We start from the raw sequence: 19059 nt of genomic DNA, 5'->3' as shown, positions 1-19059 counted from the left end.
AATATGAATAAATTATCCTCTTTCACAGCGCTCGTATTATTGGGTATTTACTCGCTGACATCTTCAGCAGCTAATCTCAACATCAGTAATGTGCCACTCTATCTCGGTGGTGTGGTTGCACCGAATATCATGTTTACACTTGATGATTCAGGTTCAATGCAATGGGAGGTCATGCCTGATGAGAATTTACATTATGCGAATTACCTGTTCCCTAGACCGTCCAGTCTTTATGGTGGTGTTACCTACAGTAACCAGGTACCAAACTTTGATGACGATAATGTCCATAACTTCTTTTCACGCTCATCTGTCAATAACGCAGTCTTCTACAATCCAGATGTGACTTATGTGCCTTGGAGTAAGGCTGACGGCACGAGTATGGGGAATGCGAATCCATCAGCTGCGCTATATAATCCGGCCGATCCTTCACGTGGAAGTATCAACTTAAAAACTCAACAAACACAATACTCATGCTGGTTCAAACATGGCAGTAGCCTCAGTAGTGCTTATGGTGACCCATGCAATGGTAACCATAGTTTTTGGCCCATCACATACTACAAATACAATGGCAGCGCTTCTGACTCAGAGGCATTGCGATTAGATCGCTCTCGCTATACACGAGTAAGAATTACCGACTCCACTTCAGCCAGTGCAACATTCACCAGTCCAAACGGTACGACTCGAACACGTGATGAAGAAATACAAAACTTTGCTAACTGGTTTCAATATTACCGCTCACGAATTTTGACAGCTCGTGCTGGTGTAGGCCGAGCATTTGCCACCCAATCTGAAAATTCCCGTGTCGGTTTTGCTGCAATAAACGAGGGTAGTCGCACTATCGATGGTGTCAGCAGTAACAGAGCCCTGATCAGAGGCGTCAGAAAATTTAGCGGTGCAAACAGGACCGCATTTTACGATAACCTCTACGATCATGTGATTAACAATTACGGGACACCTCTCAGATCAGCTGCGGCCAGTGTAGGCCAATATTACGAAAGAACCGACAACAGAGGACCATGGGGAGCTAACCCAGGTACTGATGACTCCTCTGCTCACCTGACTTGTCGTCAGAGCTATCATATTCTTACTACAGATGGCTACTGGAATGGCGGCAGCCCTGGGCTTGGAAATGTCGATAATAGCAACGGCACCACCATCAGTGGTCCCAATGATGACGATTATACGTACATTGCATCTCCCCCTTTCTCTGATTCATGGTCAAATACACTGGCTGATACAGCCATGCACTACTGGAAACGGGATCTTCGGACAGACTTAGAAAATGAAGTACCAACCAACACGGAAGATCCAGCATTTTGGCAACACATGGTCACATTCACTGTGGGGCTCGGGGTCAAAGGCTCACTCGACCCAGAGAATGATTTAGCCGCGCTTTCAGCCACCCCTCCGACCAAATCATGGCCTGACCCGGGAAGTTCAAACCCAGCAAAAATAGATGACTTATGGCATGCTGCAGTCAATAGTCATGGTAATTTTTTCAGTGCTGCTGATCCTGATGAGTTTGCCGAATCACTTGCTGGCATTTTACAAAATATCACATCGAGAACTTCGTCCTCCGCTGCTGTTGCCGTTAACTCGGGTGCCATAACTAGTGACAGTAAAGTCTATCAAGCCCGTTTTAACAGTGGCGACTGGACAGGACGACTACTAGCGTTTGGCTTTGATGACGATGGACAATTATTACCTTCAGCATTGTGGGATGCTGCTAATAAAATTCCAAGCGCTAATCAACGTGTGATATTCACCTCTGATGGTAATAATGGTTATGCATTTGACTGGGATGCATTGAATTCTAGTCAAAAATTATCATTAGGCAGCGAAGATGTATTGAATTATCTGCGTGGTAACCAATCGAAAGAACAGAGTAAATCTGAGGGTATCTATAGAACACGAACTAAATTACTTGGCGATATTATTAATTCCTCTCCTGTGTTACTTGGTCCTCCTAGATCAGATTATTACGATCAATGGGGCAATAGATCAGAAGATGATGAGCCAGAAGATTCTGTCCTATATTCTGAGTTTGTCAGCACCTATCTGAACCGAACCGCTATGATTTATGTAGGGGCGAATGATGGGATGTTGCATGCGTTTGATGCTGATTCTGGAGTAGAAAAGTTTGCCTATGTCCCGAATAGTGTCTATGACAACTTGAAAGAATTATCATCCCCCAGCTACTCACACAAATATTACGTTGATGCCAGTCCAACTGTGGTAGATGCCTTTTTTGATGGCAGTTGGCATACAGTACTTGTTTCAGGTCTTGGCGCGGGAGGTCAAGGTTACTTTGCCTTAGATATTACGGATCCTTCAGCATTTTCAAACGAAACAGAATCAGCTAAAAAAGTGTTGTGGGAATTTACCGATAAGAATGATCCCGATATGGGATACACCATGGGACAAGCAAATATTGTTCGTTTGAACAACGGTAAATGGGCGGCCTTATTTAGTGGTGGGTACAACAATACTTTTGATAATGACGCTGATGGCAGTGCAAATAATGCAAGCCATGACAGTGATGATGGCAATGGTTATATCTATATCGTAGATTTAGAAACCGGTAGCCTGATTCGTAAGTTTGATACACAAACAGGCAAAAATGAGGATCCAACCGAACAGTTTAGACCAAATGGAATCGCCACGCCGACAGCTATCGACACAAACCAGGATGGCACCACCGATCTGATTTATGCCGGTGATATGTTTGGTAATGTTTGGAGCATTGAAATTGGTAGCAATAATAAGAATGACTGGGACTTTACATACAGAGATGCGGATACCAATAAGCCACTGCCCTTATACTCGGCGTGTTTCGGGACAAGCTGTAACAAAGACAACATTCAACCAATTACAACACCAATTAAAGTAGAGCTTCATAGCGAAAAAAATGGCTATTTACTTTTATTTGGTACCGGTAAATATTTTGAAGTTGGCGACAATACTCCAGTTGATCAAGTTACACAGAGTTTTTATGCTATTTGGGATCCGAGAGTATATGATACTGATACATCCTCCTATACACGTTATGCATTTTCTCGGGCTCAACTCAATAAACGAGCAATGGCTGAATTTACGATTCTAGGCACGAATTATCGGACAATATCGGCCTCAGAATCAGATAAAATCATTAACTGGGGTACAGCTAACACTGATGACCGAGGCTGGTATGTTGACTTAGTCAGTACATCATCAGGTGAAAATAGTGGTGAAAGACAAGTTTCTGAAGCCATTATCCGAGATGAAAAAGTGATCTTTACGTCACTTGTTCCATCAGAAGATGCATGTGATTTTGGTGGTAGTAGTTGGTTAATGGAATTAGACTATTACACGGGACTACCTCTGAACTATCAGCCGCTGGATATCAATGGCGATGGTGTGATTGATGCAAATGATCTCTATGTAGATACTGATGGTGACGGTGAGCCAGATACCGAGGTGCCAGTTGTCGCAGGTAAAGGCTATGACAGTATCATTTCGCCACCTAAAATCAGCAGACGTGTTCCTGGTTCTGGCTCCACTGAAGTGAAATTTATGAGTGATGCCGAGACAGGTGAGCTTATTTTAGAAGAAGAGTCTTCAAGTGAGGATGCGATAGGAAGGCGATCTTGGATTCAACTGACTGATTAAGGACATATGTATGTTAAAAAAAAATTATTTAACCATCCTCTCTGTGTTATTAATACCAATGTCAGTATTTGCACAGACTTTTAGTCAGAGTGGAACAGTAACGGACTCATCGCTATCCTCAGATAGATTAGTGATATCTAATCAAGAGTATCTTATCGACCATAATACGGTTGTGCATGGTCTTGCGCCACAAGGGGAAAAAGGCCCTATTGTGAATGAAGACACAGCTATAGGTTTTAACACGAGTCGTGGTGCTGATGGCGAGCCCCCCTATATCACTGAAATATGGTTATTAAATGAATAACATAAAATATAGAGAAAATGGATTTACACTCATCGAGTTGATGATTGTTGTTGTCATTCTAGGCATCCTTGCTGCCATTGCTTATCCGTCTTACCAAGAGCAAGTCAGACAAACACGACGAGCTAATGCTCAAGCTGATTTAATGGAATTGGCGAGTTATATGGAGCGCTATTACACAGAAAAATTTACTTATGCAGGTGCTGAGAACACTCTACCTTTTAATCAATCGCCTAAGACGGGAACAGCGTATTACATTATTGCAGCTAACCCTGCTCCAACAGCGACAGCTTATACGTTGGTTGCCACAGCTCAGGGACCTCAAGCTAATGACGCTAATTGCACACCTCTGACAATCACTCAAACAGGTGCCACTGGTCCTGCCGGTTGTTGGTAACTGTTCTTCAGTATGCAAATAAAAAGCCGACTAATGTCGGCTTTTTTATTCTTCTCAAATCCTGACTTAACTTTGATCTACTTGAATCTGACCGCTAGTAATCAAAGAGTTGATAATGTCTGCGTTAGACATACCTGATGCATCACTGCCTATCAGTTGATCAATACTGGTATTTTGTAAGGTGATTGTCTGCGTCATCTCTCCACCATCACCATCAGGTGTTAGAGACAGTACGACGTTATTACCTTGTTCAGCGACAGAAATATAGTCGGTGATATCATTGCTTTCTTCTCCCTGAAGAATATCAGAAAGATCTAAGCTATCACCTTCAGTACCATTGAAGTCAGTCACAATATCATTAGCAGGTGTAGCTGCAGTTCCTTGATCACCATTGTGCCAAACAAATAAATCAGCACCCTCACCACCGGTTAAGATGTCATTGCCACCACCGCCAACTAGCGTATCGTTACCTTCACCACCGAGGAGAATATGCTCACCGTCACCACCAACGAGGATGTCATCACCAGCTCCGCCATCTAATGTTTCCGTAACCGTGGGATTGTCATGAACTGTACCTGAGCTACCACCATTAGTCGTATCAGGCTCGTATGTACCATCTAGGCTTGTGCCATCATTAAAAGAGACGGTAAAAGGTACTTCCTGTCTGCCAAAATCATCGCCAGTGGTCATGCCTCGACCATCAGTATCAATACCAAAAGTCAGAGTATCTTCATGGGTAAAAGTACCAGGCTTAAACTGGATCACTAATTCATTAGTGTCACCATCGGTAACCATCTGAATGTCATCACTTGATATAGTTGAACCATCTCCTAATGTGAATGCATAGCTATCTGGACCAATCTGATCAAAGATGCCGCCAAAATCAGCAAGTGAAATGCGAATTTCCGTCACATATAGCGCTGCTGCCGCTACTGATGCAGCCAAAGCAAAGGAAAATTGATTGTCATTGCCTGTCCCAGTCTGTCCTGAAGCGACATTAGCCGTGACCTTCCTATAGCCAGCTTCATAGCTGCCACCAATTCCACCAATCAGTACATCATTTCCAGCACCGCCAGAAATAAAATCAACATCATTGCCACCGATCAGAATTTCATCCCTAAATGAACCTTCAAGGATACTGCCATTGACGTGTGTAACAGAAACATTCGCAGAGTCTGTCTGACCACCAGCTTGGTTCTGATAACTAAAGCTACCGCCATTACTGTCTGTATCATTGAAAGTAACACTGTTGCCATTCACAGAGGCAGTATCTGTAGCCGATGTCGCGTCTGTCAGAGTATACGTTTCACCATCGGCACCACTGTCATTGGCAAATAAAGCCCAGTCAGGGATATCAACAGAATCCTGATTAGTAATGACCAAATCATCACTCACCACCAATGTTGATAAATCAACATCAACATCGACTGTAAATGTATTGCTGGCAGTATCACCATCGCCATCCGTAACGGTATATGTGATCTCTTCTGTGAAGGTACCACTGGCAGAATCACCAACATTATATGTATATTCACCACTGTCCATATCTACCGTAAAGATACTGCCATTAGTGGTAGTAATGGTCCAAACATGAGTTGAAGCATCAAAGCTTGCTATAGCACTGCTAGCTGAGGCTGTATTCGTTTGTTGATTGAATGTGTAGTCCACACCATCAATAGAAATCTGACTGATCCAACCTCCATCAGCTCCGGCACTTGAAGGAAAGCCACCATCCAGTAGGTCACCTGAGACACTGTTGCCAGTTACAGTCTTCACTAATGTATCTGCAAGCTGAGAAAAATCGGTGACGGTAATGACGGGAACATCTGCTTCTTTAACACCATCATAAGCAATGGGCGCAAGCTCATTAGCTACAGCATCAGCGCCCATTCCTAAAGCATAAGATGTCACATCATTGTCAGCTAGAAACTGTTCCCACGCCTGTTGTTCACTGCTGTCAATTCCAACACCGATATAATTCCCATCAGCATCTGTTTGATTACTCTCATTAGGCGCACCATCAGACATAAAATAGGCGATGTTCTGTGCACCATCTATCTTACCTGGGTCTTTGAAGGCATCAACGGCTTCCGCTAAGGCAGCGTCGTAGTTGGTTTCTCCACTCGCAGAGAGTGAGTTGATGATGTCTTTCGCGGTAGCTGTGTCGACCCAAATATTTGTTGGGTTCTCAGCACCATTGTTAAATGTCACTAAGTTGACCATGACATCGCCCAACGCTTCGTACTGTTCAATTAAGTTCAGGCTAGACTTGATCATGACTTCCAGTTTTGTCATCCCCTGAAAATCAGTGGTCTCATTCATACTGTTTGAGACGTCAAGAACTAAAAGAAGGTTTGTATTAACCGCCTGACCGACAGATATGGATTCCTGAGCAGGATTAGCAACAGGATTATCATCTTGAACGGTTACATCAAAACTTGCAGAAGATGACTCGCCAGCATTATTGCTGACATTGACATTAATATTAATGTTTTCAGTAACCCCATCAACATCACGAATTGGTTTAAGAAGCTCTACTGTATATGAAGCTTGATTATTCGAGATGTCACTTAGTGTGACTGTAAAAATCTGGTTACTTGCATCCGAAGAGTCTGTTCCACTTATGTAGCCAATCAATGTGCCGGTAGAGCTATCCCATGCAGTGTCAATGGCTTGACCGTCTAGGGTTAACAACGTTGTCGTATTTCCGGATGTCGATAACGAAATACTGCTTAAATCACTTCCGCCCAAATCCAGGCTGATAGTTTGGGTTGATGATGCAGAACCACCAGACTGTCCTTCAGGCAGACCGCCTTCGGAAACTAAGCTAGATGGCGCTTCAATAACAATATCGCCAGAAGGAGGCGTAACGGGAGGTATACCCGATTGTTCAGGATCACCATTATCAACAAAAAGTAAATCCGCCTCAGGGAAGTCGAAAGTATTACTAACACCAATAGTGTCGAAACCTGCTTCAGGAATTTGTTCAGGATTTAGATAATCAATAAACACCGCATCATGGCCTTCGTTGCCATTAGCGGTACCTGCACCAGCAGCAGTCTCCTGACCTACTTGAGTAGGATCTTGACCTTCTAAAATCGCTTGCTGTATGGCATCAACATCGTCAGTAACGGCTTGTTGATTATCCTCGACATCCGTATTTGTTGGATCAAATACTTCAGCATCTAAAAGTGCTTGAGAACTGCGACCCAGATCCATTACGCTGCCATCAGCAAATTCAATCTCAATAGCACCTTCGGCACCGGTTGAAATTAAATCATTGGCATAAACCACATCACCCACTTGTAATGTTCTCACAGAGCCATCCGTGGAGGTGACTGTTACAGCGCCGATAAGCGCTTTTACAACACCAATTTCTGTAGCCATATTTATTCCCCTAATCGCTGAACTGGGAAGACCAGAACGCGTAACTTATTCATCATGGCGTAATATTGCCGTGAGAGCCTCATTTGATCTACTGTACTTTGGTACTAACACATCAGTAAATGTGAATGAGTTCACATTTTTATGATACTCATTTCGTTAGCAAGTTCCTCAACTAAGCAAATTTAGTACCATGATGCAGGGAGAATTAAAGAATTAGTTATTAATGCGGTTATGTCGCTTTTCTTCTTTGGCCAGTCTATCAAGCACATCTGTCACTAATTTCCTCGGAATCCAGGCTTCCCCATCATGAACGACTCTTACTGCTCTGACAATTGCGTGTCTTTGTTCGAATGCAACAAAGCCTCGGCATGTAAAGCCTGATAGCTTTAATTGTTCGTATGTGGCAGGTTTGTCAGTAATGATGATGGTCTTTGTTTTCGATAGCCTTAAACTGACGTAAAAACATAACTCATCGGCTGAAAGCTGGTTAGTTTGATCGGAGATCACTAATACATCTGGACTCAATTTTTCAATAGCATCCAGTAATGCTTCAAACGAAGTTTCGTAAATTGCATTTGTCGTAATGTTATGCTGGCTCTGCAATAGAGCAAGTTCCTTCTTTATATCAGAACCGACCAGACAAACATTTATCATGCATAAACCTCAAGCATTTTTGTTAATAACTGCCACTTTTGTTCCCAGCCAATCAGAGGAGATTGTCTGTAGCTACTTCTGACGTATTGTTGCATTTGCCCCTCAACAACAGCGAGTAGTAAATTCGCAGTTTCATTGACAGGTCGACCTCCGGCCTGTGTCAAAGTCAGCTCACGCTCTCTCAAGATCTGTCTGAATTGCGTTTCCAGACGGTCAAAAAATTGACTCACGCGTTGTCTTAAACGTTCTGTCTCACCAGTTAAAGCCGTTCCCATTAGAACACTAGTAATTCCTGGATTTTTTGTAGAAAAGCCAAGCATAAGCGTCATAATTTTTTCAATCCGATTCAACGCATTTTGCTCATCTTGTAAAATTCGTTGAATCAGACCAAAAACTGTTTCTTCAGCAAAACCAATTAAACCTTCAAACATTCTCGCTTTGCTCGGGAAGTGCCTGTACAAAGCAGCTTCTGATACTCCTAAGCTTGCAGCAAGTTTGGCGGTTGTAATCCGTTCTCCCGGTCTCTGTTCTAACTCAGAAGCAAGTGCTTCTAGAATATCCTGACGACGTGAACGTTTGGTTTCAGCTCTACTGGTTGGTACTGCTTCAGTCATCGACCACCTCCACGAATCAAGGTACCCACGCCCTCGTCAGTAAACATTTCAAGCAATACTGCGTGTTGAACACGTCCATCGATAATATGTGCAGTTGTCACACCCGACTGAACAGCATCTAGAGCACAACCAATTTTTGGCAGCATACCACCGTATATAACACCCTCGTCAATTAAGTCATTGACTTGTTTAGCATTTAAACCAGTTAACAACTGACCATCAGCATCGAGTAAACCAGCGGTGTTCGTTAACAAAATCAATTTCTCTGCTTGGAGCACCTCAGCAATTTTACCCGCTACTAAATCAGCGTTTATATTGTATGACTCACCATCTTTGCCTACGCCAATTGGGGCAATAACAGGAATAAAGTCACTATGAATCAGCATATCAATGACGCTGGTATCAATACTGGCTACTTTACCAACATGGCCCAAATCAATTAATTCCGATGCTTTAATATCAGAAGAACTTGAAACATGTAGTTTTTCAGCAAAAATTAAACTGCCATCTTTACCTGTCAAGCCGACAGCCCTGCCACCATGATTATTAATCAAGTTAACGATACTTTTGTTAACTTGACCGCCTAACACCATTTCAACAATATCCATGGTTTCACGATCTGTGACACGCATGCCGTTAACAAATTCACTTTGTTTACCAACACGCTGCAGTAATTCACCTATTTGCGGACCACCACCATGAACAATAACAGGATTGATTCCTACTGCCTTGAGTAAGACCACATCCCTGGCAAAACTATTTTTTAATGCCTCGTCCACCATGGCATTACCGCCATATTTAATGACCAGTGTCTTGCCAGAAAAGCGCTGGATATACGGCAGCGCTTCAGTTAATACCTGAGCAATATGGGTAGCACGTTGTGTGTTTAAACTCATTCTATCCGTCTTAAATTATAGTTTTAATGTTAGCGTGGGTTTCACTTGTTGCATTTGTTCAATGAACAACTGTTTAATTCTTTCCAATTCAACGTCATTTGTCGCTTCAAACCTTAAGGTTAAAGCAGGAAGTGTATTTGAGATTCGCACTAGTCCCCAACCATCAGCATAATCCACGCGGATACCATCCACAGTAGAAATATCACCACCTTCGGCATTGAAATTACTGAGAAGTGTGGTCATGAAACGTTTCGCTTCAGGATATGGCATATTCACCATAATTTCTGGAGTGGAAACACGTTGACTAATCTCAGCAAACAATTGAGTAGGCGTTCGAGTCATGGGATCTGCTGATAATAACTCAACCAGCCTTGCAGCTGCATAAGTCGCATCATCAAAGCCATACCAGCGGTCATTGAAGAAGAAATGTCCACTCATTTCAGCAGCCAGTGCGGCATTATACTGCTGCATTTTGTTTTTGATAACAGAATGTCCGGATGGCACCATCATTGGCTCACCACCAGCAAAGCGTATCACGCCCTCAAGCAAACTCGTACTTTTTACATCATAAAGGACTGTGGCGCCAGGGGATTTCTCAAGAACAGCTCGTGAAAACAATATCATCAACTGATCTGGCCAGATAATATTTCCTTCTGTATCTACCACGCCAAGACGATCCCCATCCCCATCCACAGCAATACCCAGTTCCGCACCTGTAGACTTCACTTCTGAGATCAAGGATTTAAGGTTTTCGGGTTCCCCCGGATTCGGATGATGATTTGGGAAACGGCCATCGACCTCACAGAATAACTCGATGACATTACAACCAATTTCTTTTAGTACTTTTGGTAATACTTTACCGGCGACACCGTTGCCACAATCTACGACAACTTTTAATTTACGTTCGAGTTTAATGTCTGACTTGATCCGTTGAACATAAGCTTCCGTCACATCATTCGCCGTAATATTCCCACGGCCGGTCTCAAATGCACCTTGTTTAATACGCCGATAGAGTGCGTGGACTTCATCGCCTTCAAGCGTCTTACCTGCAATGACCAATTTAATGCCATTGTAATTAGCCGGATTATGACTACCGGTGATCATCGCTCCTGAACGTGTTTTTAAATACTCACAAGCAAAATAAACAACCGGAGTGGGAACTTGACCTAGGTCGATAACGTTACAGCCGGTATTGGTTACCCCTCGCATAAATGCTTTTGCCAGCGGCTGACTACTTAGCCGGCCGTCATGGCCCACCACTAACTCTGTGACACCTTGGGCGATCATCTGACTACCAACCGCTCGGCCAATCAATGTCATCACAGGCACAGTTAACTGTTCACCCACAATCCCGCGGATGTCATAAGCTCGGAAAATAGCTTCATCTGGCAGATGTTGTGCTGAGGGTGGATTTAATTCCAGTTTCTTTTCTGTTGCTGGGAGACTCTGTTGAGTATCTTCGTGAAAAATTTCTTTTGTTTCATCATCAGGCTCTGAAGACAGATCGATTTCAGGTTCAAGTGACAACTTTTCTGTTTCTGAAAGTTCAGGCTCAATAAAAACAGAAGTTTCTACATCGTCTGTTGGTGTTTCATCATCCGTCAGCTTAAGCTCAAGTAAATCTGAATTATTCGCCACGGTTTCATCCAGACTTAGACTCGATACAGGTTGTTCAGGGGCGGTAGAGTCCTCATCAACGAAGGTTTCTTGCTCGTCGACTGCATCCTGCTCATATGGCCTGTCGTAATCAATCACGTCACTATCGTATGCTTCACTCTCTTCCCGAACCTCTGGCGGCGTTTCAACAAGTGTTTCACTTCGTTCCAGTGTTTCAGTTTCATGAATGACAAATGTGTTAAGCGGTTCTTCAACAGGTAAAGCCTGTTTCTTCTCTGGTATAGCAAGTTGTTGGATCAGCTCTCTGACGCCATACAACTCACTGAAAACTAATGGATACTTTGTTTTCAGCTTAACTTCTTGCAGGTCTCTGAGCTGTTCTTCTAATCTATTAGCATCAGAGTGTAATAATTTCGTTTGCCACCACTCTCTCAGCATCCATATCAGTACAATCAAAATCATAACAGGCGCGAGAAACAACCATAATGGTGTTCCAGCACTCGTGGTTACCGACCACAGCTTCACTTGCCAGTAAGAGTTAGGTATAGGTTGAGATATAACGGGTTCGGCTTGTTTATATTGACTGTCACCTATTGTGGTAAGAAGACCTGTTGGTAAATCCCCTTGGCTGATCTCAATATATGCATCAGGTACCAGCCCTGGGTTAATCAGTTGAATATCTGTTGGTTTCAAAGCAATCGCAACAGCTGCATATTGCTGCTTATCATCAAGAGGTATTCTCGCCGCCAGCAAAATATGATCGGCTTTTCCATCTTGCATAATCATCGCAACATCAGCTTGCGTCTGCGTAGTTAGTTGTCTCAAACTTTTCAGTGATACGTAAGAAATGGGCAAACACCCTTCATTTGTTGGCGCATCATATTCTCTGGTGATTAAACAAATGGCCTTAGCTGAAGGAAAAAAACGGTTGGCCAGATTTTTCCAATCATCAACATCGTAAATATTCTTGGTGTTAGCGAGCTGCTTTGTTTCGGTTAACTCGGCAAGGCTAAGTGCTGTTTGCTGCCATTCTTTAATTTGTTGCTGATAACTCGCTATGACAGCATTAACAATTTGTTGACTCTTCTCATGCTGAGTATTTTGCTGAGTGGTATTGGCTTGCGTATTGATGAAAACAACTGCAGCACTGACACCTAAAAGCATAACCAGTAGCAAAAGAACACTAACAAACTTGCTTCCCAGCTTTTCCATCATGGCCATGCCAATCCCCTTTGACTACTACTGACGTCCAGTATGTCCAAAACCACCTGCGCCACGCTCCGACGAGGTGAACTCATCGACCTTCTCAAACCCTACCTGTACAACGGGAACAAAAACCATTTGCGCAATACGTTCCCCCACACTGATTTCAAATTTATCTGTGCCACGGTTCCAGCATGAAACAAACACCTGGCCTTGGTAGTCGCTGTCTATCAATCCAACCAGGTTTCCCAACACAATCCCGTGCTTATGGCCTAATCCTGATCGTGGCAGCAGCACAGCAGCCAGCGTGGCATCGTCAATGTGAATAGCAAGGCCAGTAGGAATTAAAACGGTTTCACCAGGCGCCAGTGTTACGGGCTCATCAAGGCAGGCTCGCAAATCTAACCCGGCAGAACCTGACGTTGCGTAATCAGGAAGAGCAATGCTGTCGCCCAGTCTTGGATCAAGAATTTTTAATTGAATTTTTTGCATAGAATCTTTTTATTATTAATGTCATTAGTTCTCTTGCCAGCTGCGTTTTAGGCATCAGTGGCAATGTTTGCTCGCCGTCGGTCCAGATAATATGCAACGCATTATCATCAACAGCAAACCCCTGATTTTCTCCAACCAAATTAGCCGCAATCATATCGAGTTTTTTTCGTGCTAACTTGGATTTTGCATATTCCGTTAAATTCTGTGTTTCAGCTGCAAATCCTACGACAAATGATGGCTTATTGTGTCGATTTGTCACAGTAGACACAATGTCTATCGTCGGTTCAAGTTCTATTTGTATCGACTGCTCTGAGTTTTTTTTAATTTTTTCTTGCTGAACCTGAATGGGACGATAATCAGAAACTGCCGCACAACTGATAAAAATATCACACGCATCGAGACTATCCTCAACCGCTAAGGCCATTTCTTGTGTCGTTTCAACATTGATACGTCTCACCGTTGTAGGTGTGGCTAATTGAACCGGCCCGGCGATAATAGTCACTTTCGCCCCAGCTTCCATGGCTGCCTGCGCGATAGCAAAGCCCATTTTTCCAGAGCTACGGTTACCAATAAATCTCACGGGATCAATCGGCTCATAGGTTGGGCCGGCAGTAATTACCACCTGTTTCCCAGCCAACAGTCCCGGTACCATTAAACGGTCTAATTCATAGACAATGTCTAATGGTTCCAGCAGCCGCCCCTCACCTTGTTCGCCACAAGCTTGATCACCGCTGGCTGGACCAATCACACTGACGCCACGTTGTTTTAATAATGCTAAATTGCTCTGCGTTGCTGCGTTTGACCACATTTTGTTATTCATTGCCGGTGCGACGGCAATCGGCGCTTCTGTTGCCAGACAAACGGCTGCAAGAATATCATCAGCACGACCAGAAACCAGTCTGGAAAGACAGTCCGCCGTGGCAGGGGCAATCAGAATCCAATCAGCCCAGCGTGCTAATGCAATATGTCCCATTGCTGACTCTTCGTCGGCGTCTAACAAGGTCATCGCCACAGGGTGACCACTTAAGGTCTGCAATGTCAGCGGTGTAATAAATTCAGCCGCGCCCGTTGTCATCATGACACGCACCTCGGCGCCATAATCTTTCAGGCGTCGAATTAAATCTGCTGCTTTATAAGCGGCAATGCTACCGGTGACACCAATAACAATCTTCTTACCATTTAATGATGAGGCGTCGCTCATTCTCCCTCTTTCCTCATAGCAAGCTCACGCAACGTTAAATCACCTAATACCTCAGCCTGGGCATCACCAATGTCTTTCAGTAACTTGTTCACATCTTTATCCAGCACACCTTTAACGTGATAGGCACTATTCTCTTCCGCCGTACGTAAACAATTTAATAAAGCGGCCACTTTAATGGTGGCGACATCAGATGAAGGTACATATCGAGTTTCATCACCAGCGACTTCGACAAGGAACCCGCCCTTTTCAAGACTACTGAGTAAGTCCTGTAAGGCATTATTGGTCAGTCCCGTTTGCTCTTCCAGATGCTGTATGGTGAGCGGCGGCAAGTTTTGGCAAAATCGTCTTGCAATCACCGTCATCAACCACAAACCTTCACGCTCACGTAAACGTGGACTTAAGGTTAATGGTTTTCCCGCCAATCTCACTAACTTAGGATGCTGCAGATAAAACGCAACCTGAGAACCTGTCAACAAAATAAACCAAGCCAGATACAGCCAAATCATAAAGAAAAACAAAATCGCAAAGCTCGAATAGATCGCCGTGTAGTTGGACGAGGAAGCCACAAATTTTGCAAACACCGTACCCACGCCAATCCACAAGGCACCGGCAACTGATGCTCCGATCAATGCCGGGCTGAATTTTACCTTGGTATTTGGGATAAATTTATATAAAAACGTAAATGCCGTAATAATCATTAAATAAGGTAATAACTTAGTACCGATGACCAGCAAGGTCCCAAATGGCTCGATACTACTCAACTGCTTGACGAATTCATGATTAACAACGGTTGCCACGAGTCCAAGTGCAGAAAAAATCAACACCGGCCCAATCATCACAACACTAAGATAGTCAGTAAAACGCCGCGCTAATGAGCGTGAACGCTTTACGCGCCAAACAAAATTAAACGCATTCTCAATTTTCTGAACCAGTGCGATGATGGTGTAGAACAACATAGCCACACCAATAGATCCCAGAACACCGACCTTCACATTCTGGACAAAACGAATAATATTTTCGGTAATTTCCGGGCCGCGATCGCCCAATGGTTCCAGCAGGCTCAACAGCATAGGTTCCATTTGATTATGGACACCAAAGGCTTTTAAAACCGAAAACGCAACGGCAATGAGTGGCACCAAAGAAAGAATGGTTGTAAACACCAAGCTCATAGCGCGCAAATTCAGCTCACCCGTCGCCAACTCCCGAACCATAATATAAGTCACGCGAATCGCATTAACCCAAAACCGCCATAAGGGTGAAGCATCCTCGGGCAGGTCTTCCCACAATGTGCTGTCAAAAAAACGTTGAACACGATGACGCTGTTGCTGATAAGTATTTAAGACGGAATTCAACATTAGTACCTAAACCGGATTATCTATATCAATAAAATGATGAACGATATCAAACTGTTCTGCCAGCATTTCTCCCATGGCTTTCACCCCATATCGCTCTGTCGCGTGATGGCCGGCAGCCATGTAGTTAATGCCTAATTCACGTGCCATATGTACAGTTGGTTCAGAAATCTCACCGCTAATGTACAAATCCAACCCAAGCTCAGCAGCATACTGTAGATACCCCTGAGCGGCGCCCGTGCACCAACCAACCGTGGTAATCGGTCGGTCATGCCCTTGAATCACTAAAGGATCGCGTTTTAATTTTTGCCGAACATGACTGCTGAATGCAGATAACGATAAGGGCTCCGGCAAACTACCACATAAGCCAATTGCCGGCTCTCCCATGCCAGAAATACGTCCATCGACTTCAATGCCTAACAACTCAGCCAATTGTGCATTATTGCCCAGCGTCGGATGCGCATCCAATGGCAGGTGATAGGCAATTAAATTAATATCATTCTCAAGCAACAGTCTTAATCTGCGCTGTTTCATGCCGATTATGCGGGCATCTTCCCCCCGCCAGAAATAACCATGATGAACCAATATCGCATCGGCATTTAACTCAATCGCTTCTTCAAGCAAGGCTTCTGATGCTGTCACGCCAGTAACCAGCGTCGTAATCTCTTCCCGACCTTCAACCTGAAGACCATTGGGACAGTAATCATTAAAACGCTCAGGTTCCAAAACATGATTGATATAGGCGAGAAATTCAGTTCGGGTTATCATCAACTCAAATCCCTATGGCTTAAGTAAGTCATTACTATAACAAAATGGAGAGCAATCAATGGAAGCAGTCAATATTATTGCACTCAGTATGGGAGCAGCATGGGCTAGCGGGATCAATCTCTACGCGACCATATTTATGCTCGGCTATATGGGCATGACCGGCAATATTGTATTGCCTGATGAACTCCAGTTGCTCACCGATCCCATGGTGATGGCGGCAGCAGGCTTTATGTACTGTGTTGAATTTTTTGCTGATAAGATTCCGGGCGTCGATTCCGGCTGGGATACCATGCATACCTTCATCAGAATTCCAGCAGGGGCGATGTTAGCTGCAGGCGCGGTTGGCGATGTCAGCCCGGCAGTGGAACTAACCGCAGCGTTGTTAGGAGGCACACTGGCCGCCGGCAGCCATGCAACTAAGGCAGGCAGTCGCTTATTGATTAATACCTCTCCTGAGCCTGTTACAAACTGGGCAGCATCCATCAGCGAAGACTTATTAGTTATTGCTGGATTATGGACGGCGCTTCACCATCCGGTATTATTTTTGATTGCACTGGTGGTGTTTGTTGTTTTGATGATTTGGCTTTTACCAAGATTGTGGCGCTTACTGAAAGCGATTTTTCAGAAAGTTGGCGCATGGCTGGGACTAACAAAACCGACTGAGAGCAATCCTGTTGAGCCAATTCCAACTGAAACGACCCCACCGGTCAAGAAAATTGAACACGATCCGCACTAATCTTTTTTGCGATAAACCGTACTATGTGGTGTGCGAACAAGATCAAAGGCATCGGTATAACCACTGATCGTTTCTGATGCCCCCAGGAATAAATAGCCACCTTTATTTAACGATTGTGCCATCCGTTGCAGAATGTCTTTTTTTCGATCAGCAGAAAAATAAATCAGTACATTTCGGCAAAAAATAATATCGAATTTGCCTAATGTACCGAAGCTTTGCAGCAGGTTCTGAGGTCTGAAACTAACCCGTTGTTTAACCTCATCTATTACACGCCAACGATCACCCTGTTTAGTGAAAAATTGCTGACGACGCTGATCGGATAAGCCCCGGCCAACCGCCACATCTTCATATTCAGCTTTTTTAGCCTGCACCAGCATTGAGCTTGAAATATCTGTTGCGATAATCTGACTGGAAGCGATTCTGTTAGATGGGAATTTACGACAGTACTCACTTAACATCATGCTGATAGTGTAAGGTTCCTGACCGGATGAACATGCCGCCGACCAGATTCTGAGTGAGCTACTACGCAGTTTGTCTAATTCTGGGAAAATGACCTGACCTAATGTTTCAAATGGCTGAACATCACGAAACCACGAGGTTTCGTTAGTAGTCATCGCATCAATAACGGCATCACGCAGATGATGAGGCTGTCCTCGCTCAACAGCCGAAATTAAATTCGACAGACTAGCGATATTTTCATCACGGAGCAGTCGTGTCAGCCTGCTAACAATGAGATATTGCTTGCCATCCCCGAGAAGAATGCCGCAGGCATCTTCCAAGAAACGCTTAAAGCGTTGGTAATCAATATCCGTTATTTCTTGCGTCTGCATAGTGTCCCAGGGTTAAGTATCAAAGGAATATATAGCATATCGGACAATATACTTAAACATTTACCCCTACATCCGATAAAGTGACAAATAGTTTAGGAAAGATAAATTAATCAAATGAAAACATGTCTCATCACAGGTTGCTCAAGTGGCATTGGTTTATGTGCTGCAATCACATTACATCAGCGTGGTTATAAAGTCGTCGCCACCGTCCGTAATGACAGCGATAAAACATCACTTGAGCAACATGGTATTTACACCATCATCATGGATTTGGCGAATGAAAACAGCGTTAGCACAGGTTTTCAGCAAGCATTAATCTATCTCAATAATCAATTAGACGGACTGTTTAATAATGCCGCTTTTGGACAGCCTGGTGCTGTTGAAGACTTATCGCGAACGGCCTTAAAAGAACAGTTTGAAACGAATGTATTTGGTACACAACAGCTTACTAACCTCGCTATCACACATATGCGGCGACAAGGTTATGGACGCATTATTTATAACAGCTCGGTATTGGGACTAGTTGCCTTGGCTTACCGTGGTGCATACAACGCCAGTAAATTCGCTATAGAAGGCTTGGCCGATACGCTAAGGATAGAGCTTCATGGCACGAATATCGATGTCAGTTTGATTGAACCTGGCCCGATAACCAGCCGGTTTCGTGATAACGCCTATGCGAAGTATCTTCAGCATATTGATAAAACAAACAGTGCCCATCAGGAAACCTATCAAGCGATGGAAGCCAGGCTCAAGAAAAAAGGCCCAGCAGCGCCTTTTACTCTACCTGCAGATGCCGTTGTTAAAAAATGTATCCATGCACTAGAGGCAAAAAAACCCAAAAGGCGTTACTACGTCACTTTTCCTACTTATCTTTTTGCATATAGTAAGAGACTGCTACCGGCTGCTGTATTAGACTGGTTGTGCCGAAAGGTTTCAGATAGCTAGCCTGAAAGGATGCGCATGATG

Annotated in this window: 15 protein-coding genes; 5 read left to right on the top strand and 10 right to left on the bottom strand. The window is 43.8% G+C overall.

Annotated elements, in window-relative coordinates; translation table 11 throughout:
• Positions 1 to 3: 3 nt before the first annotated feature.
• The 3 genes from B2248_RS02745 to B2248_RS02735 are packed head-to-tail and all read left to right on the top strand — an operon-like array spanning position 4 to position 4343.
• Positions 4 to 3645, top strand: coding sequence for a pilus assembly protein (locus tag B2248_RS02745; protein ID WP_273178911.1), 3642 nt, complete (start codon positions 4 to 6; stop codon positions 3643 to 3645).
• 10 nt (positions 3646 to 3655) lie between these two features.
• On the top strand, positions 3656 to 3949 hold the full coding sequence (locus tag B2248_RS02740; protein ID WP_007144579.1) for a hypothetical protein: 294 nt from the start codon (positions 3656 to 3658) through the stop codon (positions 3947 to 3949).
• Positions 3942 to 4343 (top strand): type IV pilin protein, encoded by a 402-nt coding sequence (locus B2248_RS02735; RefSeq protein WP_273178913.1) that lies wholly within the window; start codon positions 3942 to 3944, stop codon positions 4341 to 4343. Before B2248_RS02740 ends, B2248_RS02735 begins: the two co-directional genes overlap by 8 nt.
• A 66-nt stretch (positions 4344 to 4409) precedes the next feature.
• Here B2248_RS02735 and B2248_RS02730 read toward each other — a convergent pair whose 3' ends face one another.
• From B2248_RS02730 to B2248_RS02690, 9 genes are all read right to left on the bottom strand, one after another.
• A complete protein-coding gene (locus B2248_RS02730) occupies positions 4410 to 7730 on the bottom strand; it encodes a retention module-containing protein (protein WP_273178915.1) in 3321 nt (1106 codons plus the stop codon).
• A gap of 213 nt (positions 7731 to 7943) precedes the next feature.
• Positions 7944 to 8384, bottom strand: a complete 441-nt coding sequence (locus tag B2248_RS02725) for a hypothetical protein (RefSeq protein WP_273178917.1) — start codon at positions 8382 to 8384, stop codon at positions 7944 to 7946.
• A complete protein-coding gene (gene slmA / locus B2248_RS02720) occupies positions 8381 to 8998 on the bottom strand; it encodes a nucleoid occlusion factor SlmA (RefSeq protein WP_007144575.1) in 618 nt (205 codons plus the stop codon). The genes B2248_RS02725 and slmA overlap by 4 nt, the downstream gene beginning before the upstream one ends.
• A complete protein-coding gene (gene argB, locus B2248_RS02715; protein WP_007144574.1) occupies positions 8995 to 9894 on the bottom strand; it encodes an acetylglutamate kinase in 900 nt (299 codons plus the stop codon). Before argB ends, slmA begins: the two co-directional genes overlap by 4 nt.
• Positions 9895 to 9909: 15 nt before the next feature.
• The gene (locus B2248_RS02710; RefSeq protein WP_273178919.1) at positions 9910 to 12732 is read right to left on the bottom strand and encodes a phosphomannomutase/phosphoglucomutase; all 2823 of its coding nucleotides are present in this window, start codon (positions 12730 to 12732) and stop codon (positions 9910 to 9912) included.
• An 18-nt stretch (positions 12733 to 12750) separates the two neighbouring features.
• A complete protein-coding gene (gene dut / locus B2248_RS02705; RefSeq protein WP_007144572.1) occupies positions 12751 to 13206 on the bottom strand; it encodes a dUTP diphosphatase in 456 nt (151 codons plus the stop codon).
• Entirely contained in the window at positions 13178 to 14407 is a 1230-nt protein-coding gene (gene coaBC, locus B2248_RS02700) for a bifunctional phosphopantothenoylcysteine decarboxylase/phosphopantothenate--cysteine ligase CoaBC (RefSeq protein ID WP_273178922.1), read from the bottom strand. The genes dut and coaBC overlap by 29 nt, the downstream gene beginning before the upstream one ends.
• On the bottom strand, positions 14404 to 15762 hold the full coding sequence (locus B2248_RS02695) for a YihY/virulence factor BrkB family protein (RefSeq protein WP_273178924.1): 1359 nt from the start codon (positions 15760 to 15762) through the stop codon (positions 14404 to 14406). Before B2248_RS02695 ends, coaBC begins: the two co-directional genes overlap by 4 nt.
• A gap of 6 nt (positions 15763 to 15768) precedes the next feature.
• Positions 15769 to 16527 carry a Nif3-like dinuclear metal center hexameric protein gene (locus tag B2248_RS02690; RefSeq protein ID WP_007144569.1) on the bottom strand — a complete coding sequence of 253 codons (759 nt, stop codon included), beginning with the start codon at positions 16525 to 16527 and terminating at the stop codon, positions 15769 to 15771.
• Between the two features lie 58 nt (positions 16528 to 16585).
• On the opposite strand from B2248_RS02690, the gene B2248_RS02685 reads away from it, so the two are divergent.
• Complete coding sequence (locus B2248_RS02685) at positions 16586 to 17263, top strand: DUF4126 domain-containing protein (RefSeq protein WP_273178926.1); 678 nt, start codon at positions 16586 to 16588, stop codon at positions 17261 to 17263.
• Here the strand turns inward: B2248_RS02685 and B2248_RS02680 are convergent.
• Complete coding sequence (locus tag B2248_RS02680; RefSeq protein WP_273178928.1) at positions 17260 to 18093, bottom strand: CheR family methyltransferase; 834 nt, start codon at positions 18091 to 18093, stop codon at positions 17260 to 17262. The genes B2248_RS02685 and B2248_RS02680 overlap by 4 nt on opposite strands.
• A gap of 114 nt (positions 18094 to 18207) precedes the next feature.
• Here B2248_RS02680 and B2248_RS02675 point away from each other — a divergent pair, with 114 nt between their 5' ends.
• On the top strand, positions 18208 to 19038 hold the full coding sequence (locus B2248_RS02675) for an SDR family NAD(P)-dependent oxidoreductase (RefSeq protein WP_273178930.1): 831 nt from the start codon (positions 18208 to 18210) through the stop codon (positions 19036 to 19038).
• The last annotated feature ends 21 nt before the right edge of the window (positions 19039 to 19059 follow it).

Source organism: Methylophaga sp. UBA2012, assembly GCF_002335235.1.
Taxonomy (GTDB): Bacteria; Pseudomonadota; Gammaproteobacteria; order Nitrosococcales; family Methylophagaceae; genus Methylophaga; species Methylophaga thalassica.
This window is presented reverse-complemented; position numbering and strand designations above follow the sequence as displayed.